Below are 18,804 nucleotides of genomic sequence, written 5' to 3' on the forward strand. Positions count from 1 at the left end.
GATGAAAACCGTTCAGCCGCTCAGCTGTTTTCCTCGGGGGCACCCTCATCCTCACTGAATACCCGCTTCACCGCTCCGGCTACGGTCAGCTCGTCTGCAAGAACTCTCGCTTCGAGCGCAGCAACAAGTTCCTTCCTGCCCGGTGTCTCGTAGAACGAATGGATCAGCTGGTCTTCGATCATGGAATGGAACCAGCTCCGTGTCTGTTCCTGACGCCGCTGGGTCCAGTAACCTGCGGACTGCATCTGGTCCCTGAATGATTCGATCATCGCCCAGGTTTCCGCAAGTCCTGTTTTCTCGATGGAAGAAACGGCAAGCGCCTGTGTAGTCCAGCCGGGGGTGGCAGGCTGCAGGAAGTGTGCGAGCTGCCGGTAATCCCGTACGGTCTTTTTGGCCAGCCGTTCATTGCCGCCGTCGGCTTTGTGGACAAGGACTCCATCCACCAGCTCCATGATTCCTTTTTTCATCCCCTGCAGCTCGTCTCCCGCACCGGTGAGCGCCAGCATCAGGAAGAAATCCGTCATTTCCCTGACGGCTGTTTCCGATTGCCCGACGCCCACGGTCTCCACTAAGATGACATCATAGCCGGCAGCTTCACACAGCAGCATCGTCTCCCGTGTCTTCCTGTGGACGCCGCCGAGGGTTCCAGCGGACGGTGACGGGCGGATGAATGCCTTCGGCTCGCGTGCAAGCAGCTCCATCCGTGTCTTATCACCAAGAATACTGCCACCCGAAACGGTGGAACTCGGATCGACGGCAAGAACCGCGACACGGTGACCGGCCTCCGTCAGCATCAGTCCGAACGCTTCGATGAATGTACTTTTGCCGGCTCCCGGGACTCCGGTGATGCCGACCCGCACACTGCGCCCGGTTTTCGGCAGGAGGCTCAGCAGCAGCTCCTGGCCAGCCGGCCGGTCTTTGGCAGCGGTGCTTTCTAGCAGAGTGATCCCCTTAGCGAGGCTCAGCCGGTCGCCTGAAGAAATGCCTGCAGTCAGCGCACCGATATCGAGCGGACCAGAGCTTTTCCTGAACACCTTGCGTCCCGTCCGGCGCATGCCGTCATGGGAGGAGGTGACACCCTCAGCTATATTGAGTGCCGTTTCCTTACCCCGGACATTGTCCTGGCTGCTCACTCCATCACTTCCTCGTAACCGAGCTGGCGGTAGATCTCTTCAATCACCTTTTGAGCTGCAACAGGGATGACCGTCCCGGGACCGAAAATTGCGGCCGCTCCGTTCTCACGCAGGAATTCATAGTCCTGAGCGGGAATCACACCGCCGACGATGACCAATATGTCCGGTCTGCCAATCTTGGCGAGTTCACTGCGCAGTGCGGGTACGAGGGTTTTATGGCCTGCCGCAAGGGAACTGACACCGATGACATGTACATCGTTCTCGGCCGCCTGCAAGGCTGTTTCTTCAGGCGTCTGGAACAGCGGGCCGATGTCCACATCGAATCCAAGATCGGCAAATGAGGAGGCGATGACTTTCGCGCCGCGGTCATGGCCGTCCTGCCCCATTTTCGCGACGAGTATGCGCGGACGGCGCCCCTCGTTTTCAAGGAATTCATCTGTCATCAGTTTGACTTCATCAATCTCTTCGGAATTGGAGAAGTTTTGGCTGTAGATGCCGCTTACGGACCGGATGACCGCTTTGTGACGTCCCGAAACCGCTTCAATGGCATCGGAGATTTCTCCGATGGTCGCCCTGGCGCGAGCTGCATCGACAGCGAGTGCCAGAAGATTGGCTGACCCATCGGCAGCCGCTGAGCTCAGGCGGTCCAGCGCCGTTTTGACGGCCTGCCCGTCCCGGTTCTCCTTGACCCTGCCGAGACGCTCGATCTGCTTCTGCCGGACGAGCGTGTTATCGATATCGAGGATGTCGATCGGTTCCTCCTCATCCAGCCGGTATTGGTTAACTCCAACGATCGTCTCGCTTTTCGAGTCGATTTTCGCCTGTCTTTTTGCTGCGGCTTCTTCGATCTTCATCTTCGGCAGGCCGGTCTCGATCGCTTTCGCCATTCCGCCGAGGTCTTCGATCTCTTCGATAAGTGTCCATGCTCTGTCCACGAGTTCCGCCGTAAGCGATTCGACGTAATAGGACCCTCCCCACGGATCGATCGTTTTGGTCATCAGTGTCTCTTCTTGCAGGAACAACTGCGTGTTGCGTGCAATCCGGGCAGAGAAATCTGTCGGCAGGGCGATCGCTTCATCGAGCGCATTCGTGTGGAGCGACTGCGTATGCCCCATGGCCGCAGCATTCGCTTCGATCAGCGTCCGGGCGACATTGTTGAACGGATCCTGTTCCGTGAGGCTCCATCCCGAGGTCTGAGAATGTGTTCGGAGGGCAAGGGACTTCGGATTTTTCGGATCGAACGTTTTCATCATTTTCGCCCAAATGATACGGGCTGCCCGCATCTTTGCGATTTCCATGAAATAGTTCATGCCCACTGCCCAGAAGAACGACAGTCTCGGTGCGAACGAATCGATATCGATACCTGCCTGCAGCCCGGTCCGCACGTATTCCAGGCCGTCCGCGAGTGTGTAGGCCAGTTCGATATCCGCTGTGGCACCCGCCTCCTGCATATGATAGCCGGAGATGGAGATCGAATTGAATTTCGGCATATTTTTGGATGTGTACTCGAATATGTCTGCAATGATTTTCATGGACATTTCGGGAGGGAATATATAGGTGTTCCTCACCATGTATTCTTTGAGGATATCATTCTGTATTGTGCCGGCGAGCTGTTCGGGCGTTACCCCCTGTTCTTCCGCTGCAACGATATAGAAGGCCATGATCGGCAGGACGGCACCATTCATAGTCATGGAGACAGACATCTGGTCGAGCGGGATGCCGTCGAACAGGATTTTCATATCCTCGACGGAGTCGATGGCGACACCAGCTTTCCCGACATCGCCGGTCACCCGCGGGTGGTCCGAGTCGTATCCTCTGTGTGTCGCGAGGTCGAACGCCACGGACAGCCCTTTCTGGCCCATCGCAAGATTGCGGCGGTAGAACGCATTGCTTTCTTCAGCCGTCGAAAATCCTGCATATTGCCGGACCGTCCACGGACGGGATACATACATCGTCGGGTACGGGCCGCGTGTGTTCGGGGCGATCCCCGGAAAGCCGTCCAAATGCCCGGCGTCCTTCATGTCCTCAGCAGTATACATGGGACGGACGGGGATCCCTTCATTGGTCATGAATGGACTGTCTGATGCTTGCCCCCTCTGCTGTCCCCCGTTCAGCACTCCTGTAAGATTGACTTGGCTGAAATCAGGCTTTTTCATCTGTGATCCCTCCCTTGCTGAGACTGATGATCTCTGTGAGTTTCATAACCTTATCCTGTCCTGCATGGATGAAACCGTTCAGCCCGGATCTGAGCCACTGCTCAGCTAGTGCCGGAGCTGCCTTACCGGCTGCATCGAGACGGATGCTGTCCGCCACTCTGGCAAGCACATCGGCGGTAACTGACTCCAATTTCGCGGGATCGGCACAAAGAATAGCATAATCGGGTGTTTCACTGTTCAGCCAGGCAGCAGCATCCGAGCCGCTGCTGCACGGCGGCGCCATTCGTGCCGTCAACCCTGCAACCGCAAGGAAGCCGGCTGCGAAATCAGTGCGGGGTTTGTAGTCTGCGAGCTTTCCGAACGGAATGAGGACGATGTCGAGTCTGCATCCTTTCGCCCTCTCCCTCAGACGCTCGAACGGATAGGCTGGCCGGTCTTCCGCGCTGATCGCAGTCAGCGACAGCTGTTCTGCACCCTCCGGATCGGCGTATACATTCGTTCCGATCAGCCGCAGCTCACCTGCAGCCGCCTTCGTTTTCCGTTCGTCCGCGAGCTCTTCAAGCCTGCCTGAGGCAAGGAACCCTTCGGTGCCCCCCGCCTCCTGCATATCGAGGAAGCGCTGCCATGCGCGCCGGATCAGTTCGTCCGTCAGCTGTTCGATGAAATATGAACCTCCTGAAGGGTCTGCGGTCTTTCCGGCGTGCGTCTCTTCACGGAGGATGAGCTGCATGCTGCGCGCATAGCGCTGCGACTGCGGCGTGTCACCGGTCAATGCATTGTATGGTGTCACCATCAGCCAGTCGGCACCGCCGAGCACGGCGGAAAACGCACTGTTGGCCGCTCTCAGCAGGTTGACATGAGGGTCGATCTTGGAGAATGACCTCATGGAGGTGATGCCGCAGACTGGGATGGTTATATCATCATCCGCTCCATAGGCACTGCTGAACAATGACCAGAGCGACCGGAATGCACGGAACTTGGCGATTTCCATGAAGAACTGCGTGTCTGCGGCAAATCGGAAGAACACGCTGTTCGCGAACTGTTCGAAGTCCTCTGATTTCTCGGCACGTTCTGCAGCCGCTGCCAGAGCGTATGCCAGTTCAGTCACACTGTCGGCGCCTTTCATATGGATCGGTTCGAGATCGATCCCTTCCGTCCGGACGTTCGGATATCCTGCAGGCATGCGGAAATTACCTGCGCACAGAAGCCCGGACACCGATTTCCGGTCCGTTTCCTGCACTTTCCCGAACACTTTCAGGATCTCGTCCTCTTCTTCAATGTGGAACCAGGCGATCGGCGACTCTGTCAGCAGTTCTGCAAGCTGCTCCAGCGACGTGTCGTCCCATTCGATCTTCTGCTGTCTTCCGTCCAGGCAGATCGCTTCATTGCCTTTCTCCAGCCCTTCCCTTACACCAGTGAGCCATTCCTGCCCTGTCTGGCCTCCTGCGCCCTGCGCAATCACCCAGCTGCCGTTATCCGGCCGCACCGGCAGCCGGGCAGGCCGTTCCATATACAGCGGTTTGAGGCGGATCCCTTCCATCGTCTCCGTCTCCAGCGTCTCCACCTTCCTGCCCTTCAGTGACGTTTCCGCTGCGGCTCTCCATTCTTCTGCTGTCGGCCGGCTGAACTCCTGCTGTTTCATCGTATGTATGTCGGACTTGCCCATCATTGTCCCTCCTCGGCTTTTCATGAGTACTGATGAATCCAGTGTACATCATGCTGCACCTGATTGAAAAGAAACCCCCGCGTCCAGTTCATCTTGGCCGGGGGGGTGCATGCTTTTTCAGTAAACGGATGTGTTATCCGGGGAAACAGATTCAAGGATCTCTTTGACGCGTGCCAGGAAGTTTCCGGCGACGAGTCCATCGAGCACCCGGTGGTCGAGCGACAGACACAGGTTGACAATATCACGCACTGCGATCATACCGTTTTCCATGACGACCGGACGTTTGACGATTGATTCCACCTGCAGGATCGCTGCCTGAGGATGGTTGATGATGCCCATCGACTGGACCGAACCGAACGATCCGGTGTTGTTGACAGTGAATGTGCCGCCCTGCATTTCAGCGGACGTCAGTTTTCCGGACCGCACTTTTCCTGCAAGTTCTGAGATTTCGCGGCCGATGCCTTTGATGGTCTTCTCGTCAGCCTGTTTGATGACCGGCACGAACAGCGCATCTTCCGTCGCGACAGCGATCGAGATGTTGACGTCCTTTTTCTGGACGATCTTATCGCCGGCCCACATGGAATTCATCATCGGGAATTCTTTGAGCGCCTGGGATACCGCTTTGACGAAGAATGCGAAGTATGTCAGGTTGAAGCCTTCTTTTTTCTTGAAGTCGGCTTTCAGCGAGTCACGGTACTGCACCAGCTGAGTCACATCGACTTCGACCATCGTCCATGCATGCGGAGCTTCGTGCACGGATTTCAGCATATTGTTTGCGATCGCCCGGCGGACACCGGTTACCGGGATTTCGACATCTCCCGGAGCCGTCGGTACGTTCGCAGTGCCGCTGGCGGCCGGTGCTTTTGCAGCCTGCTGTGCAGGGGCGGATGGAGCCGGTTCTGGCTGTGACGCTGACGATTCTTCTGTTTTCGGCTGCGGTTTTTCACCGCTGTCGATGATGGCCTGGATATCTTTGCGTGTGATCCGCCCGTCACGCCCCGAACCGTCTACGAGCGACAGATCGATATCGTGCTCCTGTGAAAGACGGAGGACGGCCGGTGAATAGCGTCCGGATGCCGCGCCTTTCTCCTTTTTCAAAGGCGTCGACGGCTTCTGTGAACCCGCAGCCGGCATTTCGCTGGCCGGTTCTTCTGCTGCCGGCACTGCTGCCGGTTCATCCGCCTGGGCACCGCCTTCGGTTTCGATCGTACAGACCACTTCACCGACAGCGACCGTCTGTCCTTCTTCGGTGATGATCTCCTTGATGATGCCGCTGAAGGAAGATGGCACTTCCGCTGTCACTTTGTCAGTGTTCACTTCCGCAAGCGAGTCATATTTCTCTACATGGTCTCCTGGTTTCACAAGCCATTTCTCGATAGTCCCCTCGGTGACACTTTCACCGAGCTGGGGCATTTTGATCGATTCGATTGCCACTGGAATTCCCTCCGTCCGTTTTTAAAATTCAGCGAGATCGCGTGCTGCTTTTTCGACTTTATCCGGATTGACCATGAAGAACTTCTCCATTGTCGGCGCATACGGCATCGCCGGGACATCCGGGCCGGCAAGCCGCTGGATCGGCGCGTCGAGATCGAACAGGCAGTTCTCGGAGATGATGGCAGCCACTTCGCTCATGATGCTGCCCTCTTTGTTGTCTTCTGTGACGAGAAGGACTTTCCCTGTTTTCTTCGCTGCTTCGATGATCGCGTCCCTGTCGAGCGGATAGATCGTCCGCAAGTCGAGGATGTGCGCTGAAATTCCGTCTTCTGCAAGCCGTTCAGCAGCCTGCAGCGCAAAGTGGACGCAGAGTCCGTATGTGATGATTGTAATGTCTTCGCCTTCACGCTTGACGTCCGCCTTGCCGATTTCAAGAACATATTCCTCTTCCGGCACTTCTCCTTTGATGAGGCGGTACGCCCGCTTATGCTCGAAGAACAGGACAGGATCCTCGTCGCGGATTGCCGCTTTCAGCAATCCTTTTGCATCATATGGAGTCGACGGAATGACGATTTTAAGTCCCGGTGTGCCGGCAAACATGGATTCCACTGACTGCGAGTGATAAAGCGCGCCGTGGACACCGCCGCCGAAAGGTGCACGGACGACAAGCGGACACGACCAATCATTATTGGACCGGTAGCGGATCTTGGCTGCTTCGGAGACAATCTGATTGACCGCAGGCATGATGAAGTCCGCAAACTGCATCTCTGCGATCGGCCGCATTCCGTACATGGCAGCACCGATCGCTACGCCGGCAATCGCCGATTCGGCCAGCGGCGTATCAAGAGCGCGGTATTCACCATATTTGTCATACAGCCCGGTCGTTGCTTTGAATACGCCGCCTTTGCGGCCGACATCTTCACCCATGACGAAAACGTTCTCGTCACGTTCCATCTCTTCTGCCATGGCGCTGGTAATTGCGTCGATATATGAAATGACCGCCATCAGTCGTTCCCTCCTTGTTCCGCATAGACATGACGGAGCGCATACTCAGGCTCCGCATACGGCGCCTGTTCCGCATAGTCTGTCGCTTCGTTCACTTCTTTCATGATACGCGTCTCGATCTCATCCCGGCTTTCGTCTGTCAGGACTCCTGTCTCTTTCAGGTACGCCTCGAATTTCGGCAGCGGATCAAGTCTGCGTTCCGTCTCCAGTTCTTCAGCATCACGATACAGCCGGTGGTCGTCATCGGACGAGTGGGCTGTGAGACGGTAGCAGACAGCTTCGACAAGGCTCGGACCGTCTCCGCGCCGCGCACGGTCGGCTGCTTCCTTCATGACTTTGTAGACCTCGAGCGGATCTGTGCCGTCCACCGTGACGCCCGGCATGCCATAGCCCGCTGCACGGTCGGATACATGCTCACAGGCGATCTGCTTCTCAAGCGGCACGGAAATCGCATACTTGTTGTTTTCGACCATGATGACTGTCGGCAGCTTATGCACGCCTGCAAAGTTCATGCCTTCATGGAAGTCCCCCTGGTTGGAAGAACCTTCGCCGAGTGTCGAGAATGTAATGAAATCTTCGCCTTTTATCTTCGCGGCAAGCGCGACCCCTACAGCATGGGGCAGCTGTGTCGTAACAGGGGAGGAGCCGGTCAGTATACGGTTTTTGTGCTGCCCGAAGTGTCCGGGCATCTGCCGGCCGCCTGAATTCGGATCTTCCGCCTTGGCGAACGCCGACAGCATAAGATCTTTCGGCGTCATGCCGAAATGGAGAACGACGCCCATATCACGATAATACGGCGCAATCCAGTCCTTGTCTTCGTCGAGCGCGAACGCTGCGCCGATCTGCGCCGCTTCCTGGCCCTGGCAGCTGATGACGAACGGGACTTTCCCTGCCCGGTTCAGCAGCCACATCCGTTCGTCGATCTTTCTCGCCATCAGCATAGTTTCATACATCTTGAGCACATCATCATTTGTGAGACCGAGCTCTTCGTGCCGGTTCGTTGCCATGGTGTTTCCCCCTTTTTGGTTACATGTGGATTGCTTTTCCGTCTACCGCCAATGCCGCTTCCCCGATCACTTCTGATAGGGATGGGTGCGGATGGACTGTTTCCGCGATCTCCCAAGGCGTCGCATCCAGCACCATCGCAAGCCCCGCCTCGGAAATCATGTCCGTCACACCGGCGCCGATCATATGGACGCCGAGGACATCATCTGTCGCTTCGTCTGCGACGATTTTGACGAATCCGTCCGCTTTGCCGTTGACTAGCGCCTTGCCGACCGCCTGGAATGGGAACTTCCCGATTTTCACTGAGTAGCCGCGGTCTTTCGCCTGCTGCTCGGTGATTCCGACGCTTGCCGCTTCGGGACTCGAGTAGATGCAGCGGGAAATCTTTTCATAATCCATCGGTGCAGGTGACTGGTTGGCAATATGTTCGACTGCCGCAATCCCTTCGTGGGAAGCGACATGGGCAAGCTGGAGACCGCCGATGCAGTCGCCGATCGCATAGATATGACTTTCTTTCGTCTGGAACGTGGGCAGTGTCTTAATATAGCCCTTCTCGATTTCGATATCCGTATTCTCGATCCCGATGCCTTCCGTATTTGCCTGACGGCCGACGGAGACCAGCATTTTCTCCGCCGTGAATGTCTGCTGATCGCCGCCTGTTTCCGCGGAGATCGTAACACTGTTTTCGGACTTCTCGATTGTATCCGGCAGCACTTTTGCCCCGGTGACGAAACGGATGCCCTTTTTCTCGAGCAGTTTCTTCATCTCTTTCGAAATGTCCGCATCCTCCGTCGGCAGGATCCGGTCAGCGTATTCGACGACAGTCACTTCCACACCGAAATCATTCAGCATGGATGCCCATTCGATTCCGATGACACCCCCGCCGATGATCAGCATCGACGCGGGAAGTGATTCCATGGCAAGCGCCCCATCCGATGACAGCACCTGCTGTTCATCCAGTTCAAGGCCCGGCAGCGTACGCGGGCGGGACCCGGTGGCAAGTACCAGATTTTTGAGGATGAGCATCTCATTTTCCTCTCCGTTGTTCATCTCCACCGAGATGGTTCCCGGCATCGGCGAGAAGATGGACGGTCCGAGCATCCGGCCGGTCCCTTCGTAGACATCGATCTTGCCTTTCTTCATGAGACCCTGCACACCTTTGTACAACTGGTCGACGATCGACTGTTTCCGCTGCTGGACCGCCTGGAAATCGAGTGAGACACGTTCCGTGCGCACACCGAAATCTCCGGCTTTCTCTTTTGCCAGCTGGAACACTTCCGCACTTTTCAGAAGTGCTTTGCTCGGAATGCAGCCTCTGTGCAGGCAAGTGCCGCCGAGTTTCCCCTTTTCAACAAGCGCCGTTTTCAGACCGAGCTGGGCGGAACGGATTGCGGCGACATATCCGCCGGTCCCTCCTCCGAGTATCACTACGTCATATTCTTGAGCCATCGTGTGCTGCCTCCTGTTCTATACTGGGATACGTCTTCGCTTCCTCTTCACCGGTGAGAACACGGATTGCCCCTTCTGCAAGGGCCTGCAATTCGTCTTCCCCCGGATAGACGGCGACTTCTGCGATCCACTCGATATAGTTCCTGATCTCTTCCACAAATCCTCTGCCGTATGCAAGTCCGCCCGTCAGGATGATGGCATCCGCTTTCCCGCGAAGCACCGCAGCGGCACTGCCGACTTCTTTTGCGACCTGATAGGCCATCGCATCGTAGACACGTTTCGCTTCCTCATCACCTGCTGCAATCCGTTTCTCAACCTGCACTGCATCATTCGTGCCCAAATACCCTGTCATACCGCCTTGGCCTACGAGCATCTCCATCACTTCCTGACGGTAATACTTGCCGGAAAAACAAATATCGACAAGGTCCCCGGCCGGGACGGTCCCTGCCCGTTCCGGACTGAATGGTCCGTCCCCGTGCAGGCCGTTGTTGACATCGATCACATTGCCGTACTCATGGGCACCGACAGTGATACCGCCGCCCATATGGACGACGATCAGTTTCAGATCACTGTAATTCCTGCCTGTATCCTTGGCATAGCGCCTGGCGACCGCTTTCTGGTTCAGCGCATGGAAGATCGAATGCCGTTCCAGCAGTTTGAATCCAGACAGCCGGGCGACCGGCTGCAGTTCGTCCACGACGACCGGGTCCACGATGAACGCGGGGATCCCTTCTGCCGAGGCGATCTCGTTCGCGAGGATGCCGCCGAGATTCGAGGCGTGCTGGCCGGAAACGCCCCGCTTCAGATCTTCCAGCATCTGTCCGTCGACACGGTACGTACCGCCGGCGATCGGGCGGAGCAGTCCGCCGCGCCCGACAACTGCAGCAAGGGCTGCTGTGCTGATTCCATGGTCGGCGAGCGACCGGATGATCAGTTCTTTCCGGAAGCCGTACTGCGCGGTGACATTGGGAAACGGTGCAAGTTCTTCAGTCGAATGACGCAGGGTTTCTTCCATTATCAGCCGGCCGTCATCAAACACCCCGATTTTTGTTGACGTCGATCCTGGATTGATCGTCAATATTGTCATTCCTGAAGCAGCCATGGCCATTTTCTCCTTTCGCGGTACACGTGTCCGGCAGGTCTGTTACTTGCGCCGCGACAGAACGCTTTTTTCATTTTGCAGGAACTGATTGCGCGCTTTCGCGACACGCTCGATCCGTTCTTCGGCCAGACGGTCAGCTGCCACGTATGACGGAATGCTGTCCCGCTTGGAAATTGCAAAGATCTTTTCGATTGTCTGGTAGATCGTGTCGACTTTCTTAAGAGCACGTTCACGGTTGTAGCCATCCAGTTCGTCCGCGACGTTGATGACGCCGCCTGAGTTGATGACATAGTCCGGTGCGTAGACGATACCCATCTCATGGATTCTGTCTCCGTGTTCCGGATTTTTCAGCTGGTTGTTCGCCGATCCTGCGATCACTTTCGCTTTCAGCTGCGGAATCGTGTCGTCGTTGATGACCGCGCCGAGTGCGCATGGCGAGAAGATGTCCGCGTCCTGGCTGTAGATCTCATCGATGTCGACTGCTGTTGCGCCGAAGTTGTCGACTGCGCGCTGGACCGCGTCCTGGTTGATGTCTGTGACGATCAGTTTCGCGCCTTCTTTGTGGAGGTATTCGCACATTGTGTACGCGACATTTCCGACGCCTTGGACAGCAACCGTTTTATCCTTCAGGGAATCGCTGCCGAATGCTTCTTTCGCTGCTGCCTTCATGCCTTTGTAGACGCCGAGTGCAGTGATCGGCGATGGGTTGCCTGAGGAACCGAATTCAGCGGAGACACCCGTGACATAGTCCGTTTCCAGATGGATGAGGTCCATGTCCTCTTCTGTTGTGCCGACGTCCTCCGCTGTTATATAGCGCCCGTTCAGCCCTTCGATGAAACGGCCGAATGCGCGGAACATCTCATCGTTCTTGTCGGTTTTCGGATTGCCCATGATGACGGCCTTGCCGCCGCCGAGGTTCAGTCCGGCTGCAGCATTCTTGTATGTCATGCCGCGCGCAAGACGGAGTGCGTCTTCGATCGCTTCTTCTTCGCTGTCATATGTCCACATACGTGTTCCGCCGAGTGCCGGTCCGAGTGTCGTGTCATGGATGGCGATGAATGCTTTCAAGCCTGTTGTCTTGTCCTGGCAGATCACAAGCTGTTCGTAGTCATAAGTTTCCATATATTTCATGATTTCCATTTTAGTTTCCTCCGTTTTCGGTTTGATTTTTGCTGACAAGCAAGGCGAGTGCCAGCGAGTTCAGTTTTGTTTCGGCACTGTCCGCCCTGGATGTCATGACAATCGGAGCGGCTGCCCCTTGGATCATGCCGCCTACTTTCGCTTTCGCGAAATAGGTGAGCGACTTGTAGAGCATATTCGCGGATTCGAGGTTCGGTGCGACCAGGATATCCGCTTTCCCTGCGGCCGGTCCTGTCAGCCCTTTATGCAGGGCCGCTTCTGTTGAAATTGCGTTGTCGAGTGCCATCGGCCCGTCCACTATGCAATTGTCCAGCTGCCCTCGCTGATTCATCATCGTCAAGGCAGCAGCATCCAAAGTCGCCTGCATGGCAGGATTGACGGCTTCCACGGCAGCGAGCGGAACGGCGACCGGCAGCTCAAGTCCGCACGCCCGGGCGACTGTAACTGCATTCCGGATGATCTGCGCTTTCGTCTCCAGGTCCGGCAGAAGACTCATCGCCGAATCCGTAAGGTAGATCAACTTGTCATACCCGGGTATCTCGAATGCCGCTACATGCGACAGTACATTTCCGCTGCGCAGCCCGCCTTCTTTCTTGAGAGCGGCCTTCATGAGGGAAGCCGTCGGGAGATTCCCTTTCATGAGAACCTGCGCCTCGCCGGATGAGACGGATTGCACAGCCATCGCGGCCGCATTGTCCCGTCCTGCTGCCTGGATGAACTCCACATCAGGATGGCCGATCAGTTCGGGTGTATGCTTGCGGACCATTTCATTGAGTTCCTGTCCGTCATCGAACAGCTTGAATGCAGCCAGCCCTCTGGATACGGCGTGTTCCACAGCTTCCAGAACATCCTGGTCGGCTGCACAAGCAACCGCAGTGCATGGCCTGCCCGGCAGCTCCGCTGCACGTCTGACCACTTCAGCGAGCGTTTTCATCCGATCCCCCCATTTCCATCAAATCAGTTTGTACTTCTCCAGTTTGTAGTAAAGCGATCGCAGCGAGATGCCGAGCTTATCGGCAGCGGCGACTTTTTGGCCGCCGTTCTCTTTCAAAGCCGTTTCCAGCAGTAATTTTTCATGGGCTTCCATGAGGGAAGCGAGTGTCCGCTTTTCAGGAAGTGTCTGTGCTGCTGTCAGTTCACTCCCTGAGGACAGGGCGCGGATGATATCCTCTTCATCCAGAATATCAGATCCGGGTTCGGACAGGATCATTGCACGGCTCAGCACGTTCTCCAGCTCCCGGACATTCCCTGGCCATTCGTAGGACTGGAGGCGCTTCAGGGCGCTGCCGGTCAGGGAATGGACAGCCATCCCGAACTCCTGGTTCAGCATGGCAAGCAGCACTTCCGTCATTTCTGGGATATCACCGGAGCGTGCCCGCAGGCTCGGGATGCGGATGGATATCCGGGTCAGCTGGAAATAGAGTTCCTCACTCAGCGTACCGCCGTGGACCGCCCGCTCCAGGTTCGCAGATGACGAGGCGATGATCCTCATGCCAAGCTGTCTCGGCTGTCCAGCTGCCGTGACCCTGCCTGACTCGAGATATTCCAGCAGACTCTCTTGGATTTCCGGTTTCAGGTCCGTGATTTCATCCAGGAACAGGGTGCCTGACAATTCATCAGTCTGTAATTTGGAATGGATGAGAGCCAATTCGACAGAATCCATATCAAGTGAACTGCATGACACACGGATGAAATCGCTTTCATGCCGGTTGCTGCCAGTATGGATAGCATGGGCGAACAGCCCTTTGCCTGTTCCCGGCTCCCCGCGCAGCATGACAGGGATTTCACAGCCGGCAGCTATCTTTGCCTGGCTGACTGCAATTGTCAGATCTTCGTCCCCGCCGATAATGTCATCGAATGTATAAGAGGATTCAAGGTCACGGATCATCGCTTTCGCCTGATCCAGCTGTCTCATCAAGCTGCGCATTTCGGTGATATCGTGGATGACCCCGACGCTTCCCTTCACTTCTTCGTCGACGATGATCGGAGCGACATTGACAATGACATCACGGTTATTCTCTCCGATTTTCATCTTGACTCCGCGCACCGGCCGCTCGGTCTCGAGCACTTTCATATGGATGCTTTCACCTGAACTTATGTCAGCTGTCGCCGGCTTGCCGATCACTTCTTTTTCCGACAGGCCGGTAAGCCGGGTGTACGCAGGGTTGACCAGAATACCGAGGCCATTCGAGTCGACAACCGAAATAGCATCGTCACTGGAATGGATAATCGCTTCAAGCATCGTTTTCACACGCTTCAAGTCCGTGATCTCTTCAGCGGTTTCAATAACATCTGTAATCTCCTTGAACACGGCGAATGCGCCGGCAGTGGTGCCATCTGCCAGGGTGATCGGATAACGGGAGCTTAAAATATCCAGCCCGTTCGGCAGCTGCAGCTTGACGTTCACTTCCCCGTGTCCGCTGTTCGCAACTTCCAAAAGCCGCGAAGACGGAATTACTGACGAGATCGGTTTCCCTGCCGCTTTTCCTAAAGGGATACCGAGCATTTTGGAAGCGCTGTCATTAAAGAGCTGAATTATTCCGTTCCTGTCGATTCCGATCATTCCTTCCTCGACAGAATGGAAAATCGCCTCGTATGTAAAACTTTTTGACAGGATCGTCTGCAAATGTGTAATCTCCCTCTCGATCAGCCGGAAATATAATGTGCTGATCTCTTCAGGAAAGACAGTAATACCAGGAAACCGCTGTGCTGATTCGGCGGCATCCATTCCCGAGAAAACAAACGCGGTCTGTACGTCATCTGTTAAAACAGCCGAAGGATCGGTGTCATACGCAATGGAATGGCGTGCAGCAAAACTCCGTGCCTCAGCCGAATCTTCCCGGCTGGCAATAGCAGTGATCCGGCAGAAGTCCGATTGGATGATCTTTTGCAAAATGTTCAGCTGCTGGTCATTCGGATCTATCACAACGATGTTTTGCAAAGTCATTCAATCTCCTTCCCTCACTGTGCAATCTTTTGCATTTCCCATTTATCATACCGCATCTTCTCGTTCTTGACAATCCTTCGGCAGCAGGTAAAATGAAATACGAATGGAGGAGATCATATGGCACGTTTAGCCGCCTTCATAGTCCTGATCGTACCGGGCATTGCAGCAGCTCTCGGCATTAAACTGATGCGTGATGCTATCTTTGGTGTACTATTCAATCCCTTCCCATACATATGGCTGCAATTTATTGCAGGTTTGGTCCTTCTGGCTGCGGGTATCGGCTTCTTTGCTGGATTCCTGTTCCGCCGTGATCAGCGTAAAGGACGCATTCCGAAGAAAAAACAATGAAAAAGGCTGCCCCGGATAACAAAGTTATCCGGGGCAGCCTTTTTCAGTTTGACGGCCGGCCGCTTGCAATCATTTGCAAAAGCGGCCGGGATAGTCGGTGATCCAGCCATGGATGTACGCCGGCGGATCCTCTATGAAGGGTTCCGTCCCGTCCACACCGTATATCCTGATCGGCCGATCTGCCGCCTGCCATTGCTCGGCATAGGTATCGGTCAGCATCCGTTTATGGAAGTGGAATGCATCCGCGGCAGGATAATCTGCCAGCGACTTTTCCTTCAGCACAGCCTTTTTCAGCAGAAATGCAGTTTCCATCGACGGCTCCAGTTCCTTCGCTTTCACGATCAGTGAATAATCGAAAGAAGACAGATGGACATCATCCAGCACTGCCAGCTGATTCAGCAGAGCCTGCAGGCAGTCCGGATTTTCCGAAATCGTCTCTTTCATTTCAACATTGAGTCCGATCGGCTCCATGAGGGCGAAGGTGATGACTTTCGACAGCCTCGGTATATGAAAGCCCCTGAATTTACGGGTGAACCGTCTGCCTATCTGCACTTGGTCGATATCGGCCGCTTCCATATCGGAAATCCGGCATCGGATGCCTGCCAGCCTGACAAGATCCGGATCATGGATGACAAAGAACACACCGTCCTTCGACAGCTGGACGTCCAGCTCGATTCCGTCTGCGCCTTCCTCCGCCGCCCCGCGGAATGCCTCCATCGTATTTTCAAAGTACGCGCCGGACGCCCCCCGGTGCGCATAGACTCTCGGCCTGTTTCCGAGCTCCATGGACTCAGCCCCTTTCATATGCCGCTTCTAAATATTCAGCACACCATCCGTCAGCTCAAAGACCCCTCTTGTCGGAGAGGTGAGAACTGTCGATTTCGCACCCACCTGGATTGTAACGCCTGCATTCGCTTCTTTCGTGATTTCTATCTTTGGCCGGACCGCTGTTTTTATCGTATGCAGCTTTTTCTGTATGATTCCATCCAGCGCGAATACTTCGTCAGTATTCGTGCGGATCATCTGCTGGATCTTATCATACGCCTCACGCTGCGGAGGTGGCAGTGTGTCTTTCATCGGTTCCAGGGGATCTGCATGACTTTCAAGGGTGGTGATCTGTTTCTGCAAATCTTTGATGGTCTGTGCGAGCTGCTGGATTTCGATATGGAGAGCCTCTTTATCAATACCGCATGCTATGAGTTCCGTACTCCGTTCATGATGATTTCCTGCATATGCGCATTCGATCAGGTATACACTCTCCGTTTTGCCGCCGATGATCTTGCCTTTGTGGCGATCGACATGGACGTAATCTGCTGCTACATGGGAGCCGAGTATATACAGCCCGGCCTGGACAGTGTGGGCGAACAGGCAGCAGTCGTTTGCGTGTTTGATGAATATCGTGCCGCTTGCCTCCAAAACGGTCGAACCGCCGCCGAAGACTCCGCCCTGTATGTAGATATCCGCCTGTTCGGAGCGGATTTCTTTTGCATTCGTGACCCCTTCTTTGGCACCTACCGATATATCTCCTGTTGCATTGACACTGTATCCTGCCAGGACAGTTCCGGAAATGATGACTGTGCCGTCAAAGGTGACAGACCCTGTCTCCGGGCCGACATCCCCGTCGATCATCAGCTGCCTGCCGACCCCGACGATCTGATTGTGATAGTCAAGAACGCCGCCATGGATGGCGCGCAGGACGGTTCTGCCGTCTTCCTCGATTTCTTCCACGGATTTACGGTCATAGACCAACTTGGCATCCAATCCACGTTTCGCCTGGATTTGGCCGCCTGTAACATCCCATCCCGAGCTACCTTCCTGTGCCGGCAGTTTCTCTCCAAGCCAGTCCCCTTTTTTTATATGTTTGACAAAATTCATTTCATAATAGTTGGCTGATCCGTCCTCCCGGATGACGGGACGTCTTTCAGGTGCTTCTATGTATGTGAGCTGAGCGTCTCTGCCTTTGACCGGCTCTGTACCTTTAGCTGCCAGGATGGTCTGCCTGGGCTTGACGGCATCCCAATCGATCGGGCAGCGGCCATGAATGATCCGTGACTCATCAAGCAGCCGGTCCACATAGGCCGGCAGCGATTGCTTTCTCTCAGCAAGCTCTTCCTCCGTTAATAAGATGACTGCTTCGGCTTTCATCTTATCGGCGGATAGAGTGATTTCGATTTCAGGTGCATATTGACCGATTTCCGTTACGGCGCCTTCAGCCGACAGGGCACTGCGCAGCTCGGGGAAGGAAGTGATCCTCAACCGGGGCAGCTCGCGGGTCACCCGGTCGAAAGATTTCAGCGGAAAACCGCTCTTTATCGTCTCCATGATGACTGATTCGCCATCCAGTGTCAAAGTTATGAAATCGTTTTCATACAGCATCTCGCTCACCTCTTCTTCTCCTTCTATTATAGATGGTACGGTTGGATTAGAAATAGGCGTTTTGTCTATTCTTCCGCCTTTATATTTTCTGTGTTTTTCATCTATTGCAACTTTCTTCACACGGGAAGAGGGCAGTTATACTGCCATCGACTGCAAACTATCCTCAATACGACATTGAAAAAGGGGCTGTCCTCCAAAAATCCGGGATGGACTTTTGCAGGACAGCCCCTTTACCGGGACGTTATTCAGCTGGCCATGTGTTCAATCCGGATCTTGTCCGCTATCATGGCGATGAACTCGCTGTTTGTCGGTTTGCTCTTCAAATGGTGGACGGTGTAACCGAATGTTTTTGAAATCACTTCGTAATTCCCCCGGTTCCAGGCCACTTCAATCGCATGCCGGATCGCCCGCTCGACACGGGATGGAGTTGTTTTGTATTTTTCCGCTATTTCAGGATACAGGATCTTCGTCACTGCTCCCAGCAGATCATGGTCTGCATAGACCATGTGGATCGCTTCACGCAAATAGGAATAGCCTTTAATATGGGCCGGCACACCGATCTCCTTGATAGTGGACGTGATGGCCGTATCCAGGACCTTCTGGGACACAGCTTCATCAGTCCGGGCCTCCTGTTGGGCCGGAGCCTGCGCTTTGGCCGGTTTCTGGATCTGCGCTGCCTGGAACACTTGGTTGACGAGCTGTTCGAATTCAAACGGCTTCAGCATGAAATACGAAGCGCCAAGGCCCGCCGCCTGTGTCATGACATCTTCCTGACCGAAAGCGGTCAGCATGATAATTTTGACATTCGCATACGCTTCCTGCTGTCGGATATTCTCCAATACGGCGATTCCGTCAAGATACGGCATGATGATATCCAGCAGCAGTACGTCCGGAACAGCTTCTCCCAGGCTACGAAGGCAGATTTTCCCGTTTGGTGCTGTCCAGATCACTTCAATTTCGGGGTGTTTCTCAAAGTATGCACTCATCGTTTTCACAAGTTCTTTATTATCATCTGCGATTGCTATTTTAATTTTCCCCATTTT

At 55.0% G+C, this 18,804-nt stretch carries 15 protein-coding genes; 1 reads left to right on the plus strand and 14 read right to left on the minus strand.

Translation table 11 applies throughout. From position 1 onward, the window contains the following. Positions 1–20 precede the first annotated feature (20 nt). The 11 genes from meaB to QWT68_RS05410 all read right to left on the minus strand — a co-directional run bounded on the left by meaB (position 21) and on the right by QWT68_RS05410 (position 15,037). Complete coding sequence (gene meaB / locus QWT68_RS05360; protein ID WP_290150045.1) at positions 21–1,133, minus strand: methylmalonyl Co-A mutase-associated GTPase MeaB; 1,113 nt, start codon at positions 1,131–1,133, stop codon at positions 21–23. After that, positions 1,130–3,289 carry a methylmalonyl-CoA mutase gene (scpA, locus tag QWT68_RS05365; RefSeq protein ID WP_040286564.1) on the minus strand — a complete coding sequence of 720 codons (2,160 nt, stop codon included), beginning with the start codon at positions 3,287–3,289 and terminating at the stop codon, positions 1,130–1,132. Before scpA ends, meaB begins: the two co-directional genes overlap by 4 nt. Beyond that, positions 3,276–4,955, minus strand: a complete 1,680-nt coding sequence (locus tag QWT68_RS05370) for a methylmalonyl-CoA mutase family protein (protein WP_290150046.1) — start codon at positions 4,953–4,955, stop codon at positions 3,276–3,278. The genes scpA and QWT68_RS05370 overlap by 14 nt, the downstream gene beginning before the upstream one ends. Positions 4,956–5,072: 117 nt before the next feature. Continuing rightward, positions 5,073–6,389 (minus strand): dihydrolipoamide acetyltransferase family protein, encoded by a 1,317-nt coding sequence (locus tag QWT68_RS05375; RefSeq protein WP_290150049.1) that lies wholly within the window; start codon positions 6,387–6,389, stop codon positions 5,073–5,075. 21 nt (positions 6,390–6,410) lie between these two features. Next, positions 6,411–7,394, minus strand: coding sequence for an alpha-ketoacid dehydrogenase subunit beta (locus QWT68_RS05380; protein WP_040286566.1), 984 nt, complete (start codon positions 7,392–7,394; stop codon positions 6,411–6,413). Beyond that, complete coding sequence (locus QWT68_RS05385) at positions 7,394–8,401, minus strand: thiamine pyrophosphate-dependent dehydrogenase E1 component subunit alpha (protein WP_290150052.1); 1,008 nt, start codon at positions 8,399–8,401, stop codon at positions 7,394–7,396. Before QWT68_RS05385 ends, QWT68_RS05380 begins: the two co-directional genes overlap by 1 nt. A 19-nt stretch (positions 8,402–8,420) precedes the next feature. Next, positions 8,421–9,848 (minus strand): dihydrolipoyl dehydrogenase, encoded by a 1,428-nt coding sequence (lpdA, locus tag QWT68_RS05390; RefSeq protein ID WP_290150056.1) that lies wholly within the window; start codon positions 9,846–9,848, stop codon positions 8,421–8,423. Further along, positions 9,832–10,950, minus strand: coding sequence for a butyrate kinase (gene buk / locus QWT68_RS05395; protein WP_040286569.1), 1,119 nt, complete (start codon positions 10,948–10,950; stop codon positions 9,832–9,834). Before buk ends, lpdA begins: the two co-directional genes overlap by 17 nt. A gap of 42 nt (positions 10,951–10,992) precedes the next feature. Next, positions 10,993–12,090 (minus strand): Leu/Phe/Val dehydrogenase, encoded by a 1,098-nt coding sequence (locus tag QWT68_RS05400; RefSeq protein WP_290150060.1) that lies wholly within the window; start codon positions 12,088–12,090, stop codon positions 10,993–10,995. A gap of 1 nt (position 12,091) precedes the next feature. Next, entirely contained in the window at positions 12,092–13,024 is a 933-nt protein-coding gene (locus QWT68_RS05405) for a bifunctional enoyl-CoA hydratase/phosphate acetyltransferase (RefSeq protein ID WP_290150062.1), read from the minus strand. A gap of 18 nt (positions 13,025–13,042) precedes the next feature. Beyond that, positions 13,043–15,037 (minus strand): sigma 54-interacting transcriptional regulator, encoded by a 1,995-nt coding sequence (locus tag QWT68_RS05410; protein WP_290150064.1) that lies wholly within the window; start codon positions 15,035–15,037, stop codon positions 13,043–13,045. A gap of 117 nt (positions 15,038–15,154) precedes the next feature. Between QWT68_RS05410 and QWT68_RS05415 the strand changes: the two genes are divergently transcribed. Further along, positions 15,155–15,385, plus strand: coding sequence for a DUF2627 domain-containing protein (locus tag QWT68_RS05415; protein WP_040286573.1), 231 nt, complete (start codon positions 15,155–15,157; stop codon positions 15,383–15,385). A 69-nt stretch (positions 15,386–15,454) separates the two neighbouring features. On the opposite strand, the gene QWT68_RS05420 is transcribed toward QWT68_RS05415, so the two are convergent. From QWT68_RS05420 to spo0A, 3 genes are all read right to left on the minus strand, one after another. Beyond that, a complete protein-coding gene (locus QWT68_RS05420) occupies positions 15,455–16,171 on the minus strand; it encodes a glycerophosphodiester phosphodiesterase (protein WP_290150066.1) in 717 nt (238 codons plus the stop codon). 27 nt (positions 16,172–16,198) lie between these two features. Next, positions 16,199–17,761: a flagellar assembly protein A gene (locus tag QWT68_RS05425; RefSeq protein WP_290150456.1), complete on the minus strand. Its 1,563-nt coding sequence runs from the start codon at positions 17,759–17,761 to the stop codon at positions 16,199–16,201. A 245-nt stretch (positions 17,762–18,006) separates the two neighbouring features. Next, positions 18,007–18,801 (minus strand): sporulation transcription factor Spo0A, encoded by a 795-nt coding sequence (spo0A, locus tag QWT68_RS05430; RefSeq protein WP_290150067.1) that lies wholly within the window; start codon positions 18,799–18,801, stop codon positions 18,007–18,009. Positions 18,802–18,804: the final 3 nt, after the last annotated feature.

The organism is Sporosarcina trichiuri, assembly GCF_030406775.1.
Taxonomy (GTDB): Bacteria; Bacillota; Bacilli; order Bacillales_A; family Planococcaceae; genus Sporosarcina; species Sporosarcina trichiuri.

Excerpts from the sequence above, each read along its gene's own strand:
- QWT68_RS05410 (WP_290150064.1), bottom strand. The coding sequence starts at position 15,037 with ATGACTTTGCAAAACATCGTTGTGATAGATCCGAATGACCAGCAGCTG.
- lpdA (WP_290150056.1), bottom strand. The coding sequence starts at position 9,848 with ATGGCTCAAGAATATGACGTAGTGATACTCGGAGGAGGGACCGGCGGA.
- QWT68_RS05400 (WP_290150060.1), bottom strand. The coding sequence starts at position 12,090 with ATGGAAATCATGAAATATATGGAAACTTATGACTACGAACAGCTTGTG.
- QWT68_RS05380 (WP_040286566.1), bottom strand. The coding sequence starts at position 7,394 with ATGGCGGTCATTTCATATATCGACGCAATTACCAGCGCCATGGCAGAA.
- QWT68_RS05425 (WP_290150456.1), bottom strand. The coding sequence starts at position 17,761 with ATGCTGTATGAAAACGATTTCATAACTTTGACACTGGATGGCGAATCA.
- spo0A (WP_290150067.1), bottom strand. The coding sequence starts at position 18,801 with ATGGGGAAAATTAAAATAGCAATCGCAGATGATAATAAAGAACTTGTG.
- QWT68_RS05370 (WP_290150046.1), bottom strand. The coding sequence starts at position 4,955 with ATGGGCAAGTCCGACATACATACGATGAAACAGCAGGAGTTCAGCCGG.
- scpA (WP_040286564.1), bottom strand. The coding sequence starts at position 3,289 with ATGAAAAAGCCTGATTTCAGCCAAGTCAATCTTACAGGAGTGCTGAAC.
- QWT68_RS05405 (WP_290150062.1), bottom strand. The coding sequence starts at position 13,024 with ATGAAAACGCTCGCTGAAGTGGTCAGACGTGCAGCGGAGCTGCCGGGC.
- QWT68_RS05415 (WP_040286573.1), top strand. The coding sequence starts at position 15,155 with ATGGCACGTTTAGCCGCCTTCATAGTCCTGATCGTACCGGGCATTGCA.
- buk (WP_040286569.1), bottom strand. The coding sequence starts at position 10,950 with ATGGCTGCTTCAGGAATGACAATATTGACGATCAATCCAGGATCGACG.
- QWT68_RS05420 (WP_290150066.1), bottom strand. The coding sequence starts at position 16,171 with ATGGAGCTCGGAAACAGGCCGAGAGTCTATGCGCACCGGGGGGCGTCC.
- QWT68_RS05385 (WP_290150052.1), bottom strand. The coding sequence starts at position 8,401 with ATGGCAACGAACCGGCACGAAGAGCTCGGTCTCACAAATGATGATGTG.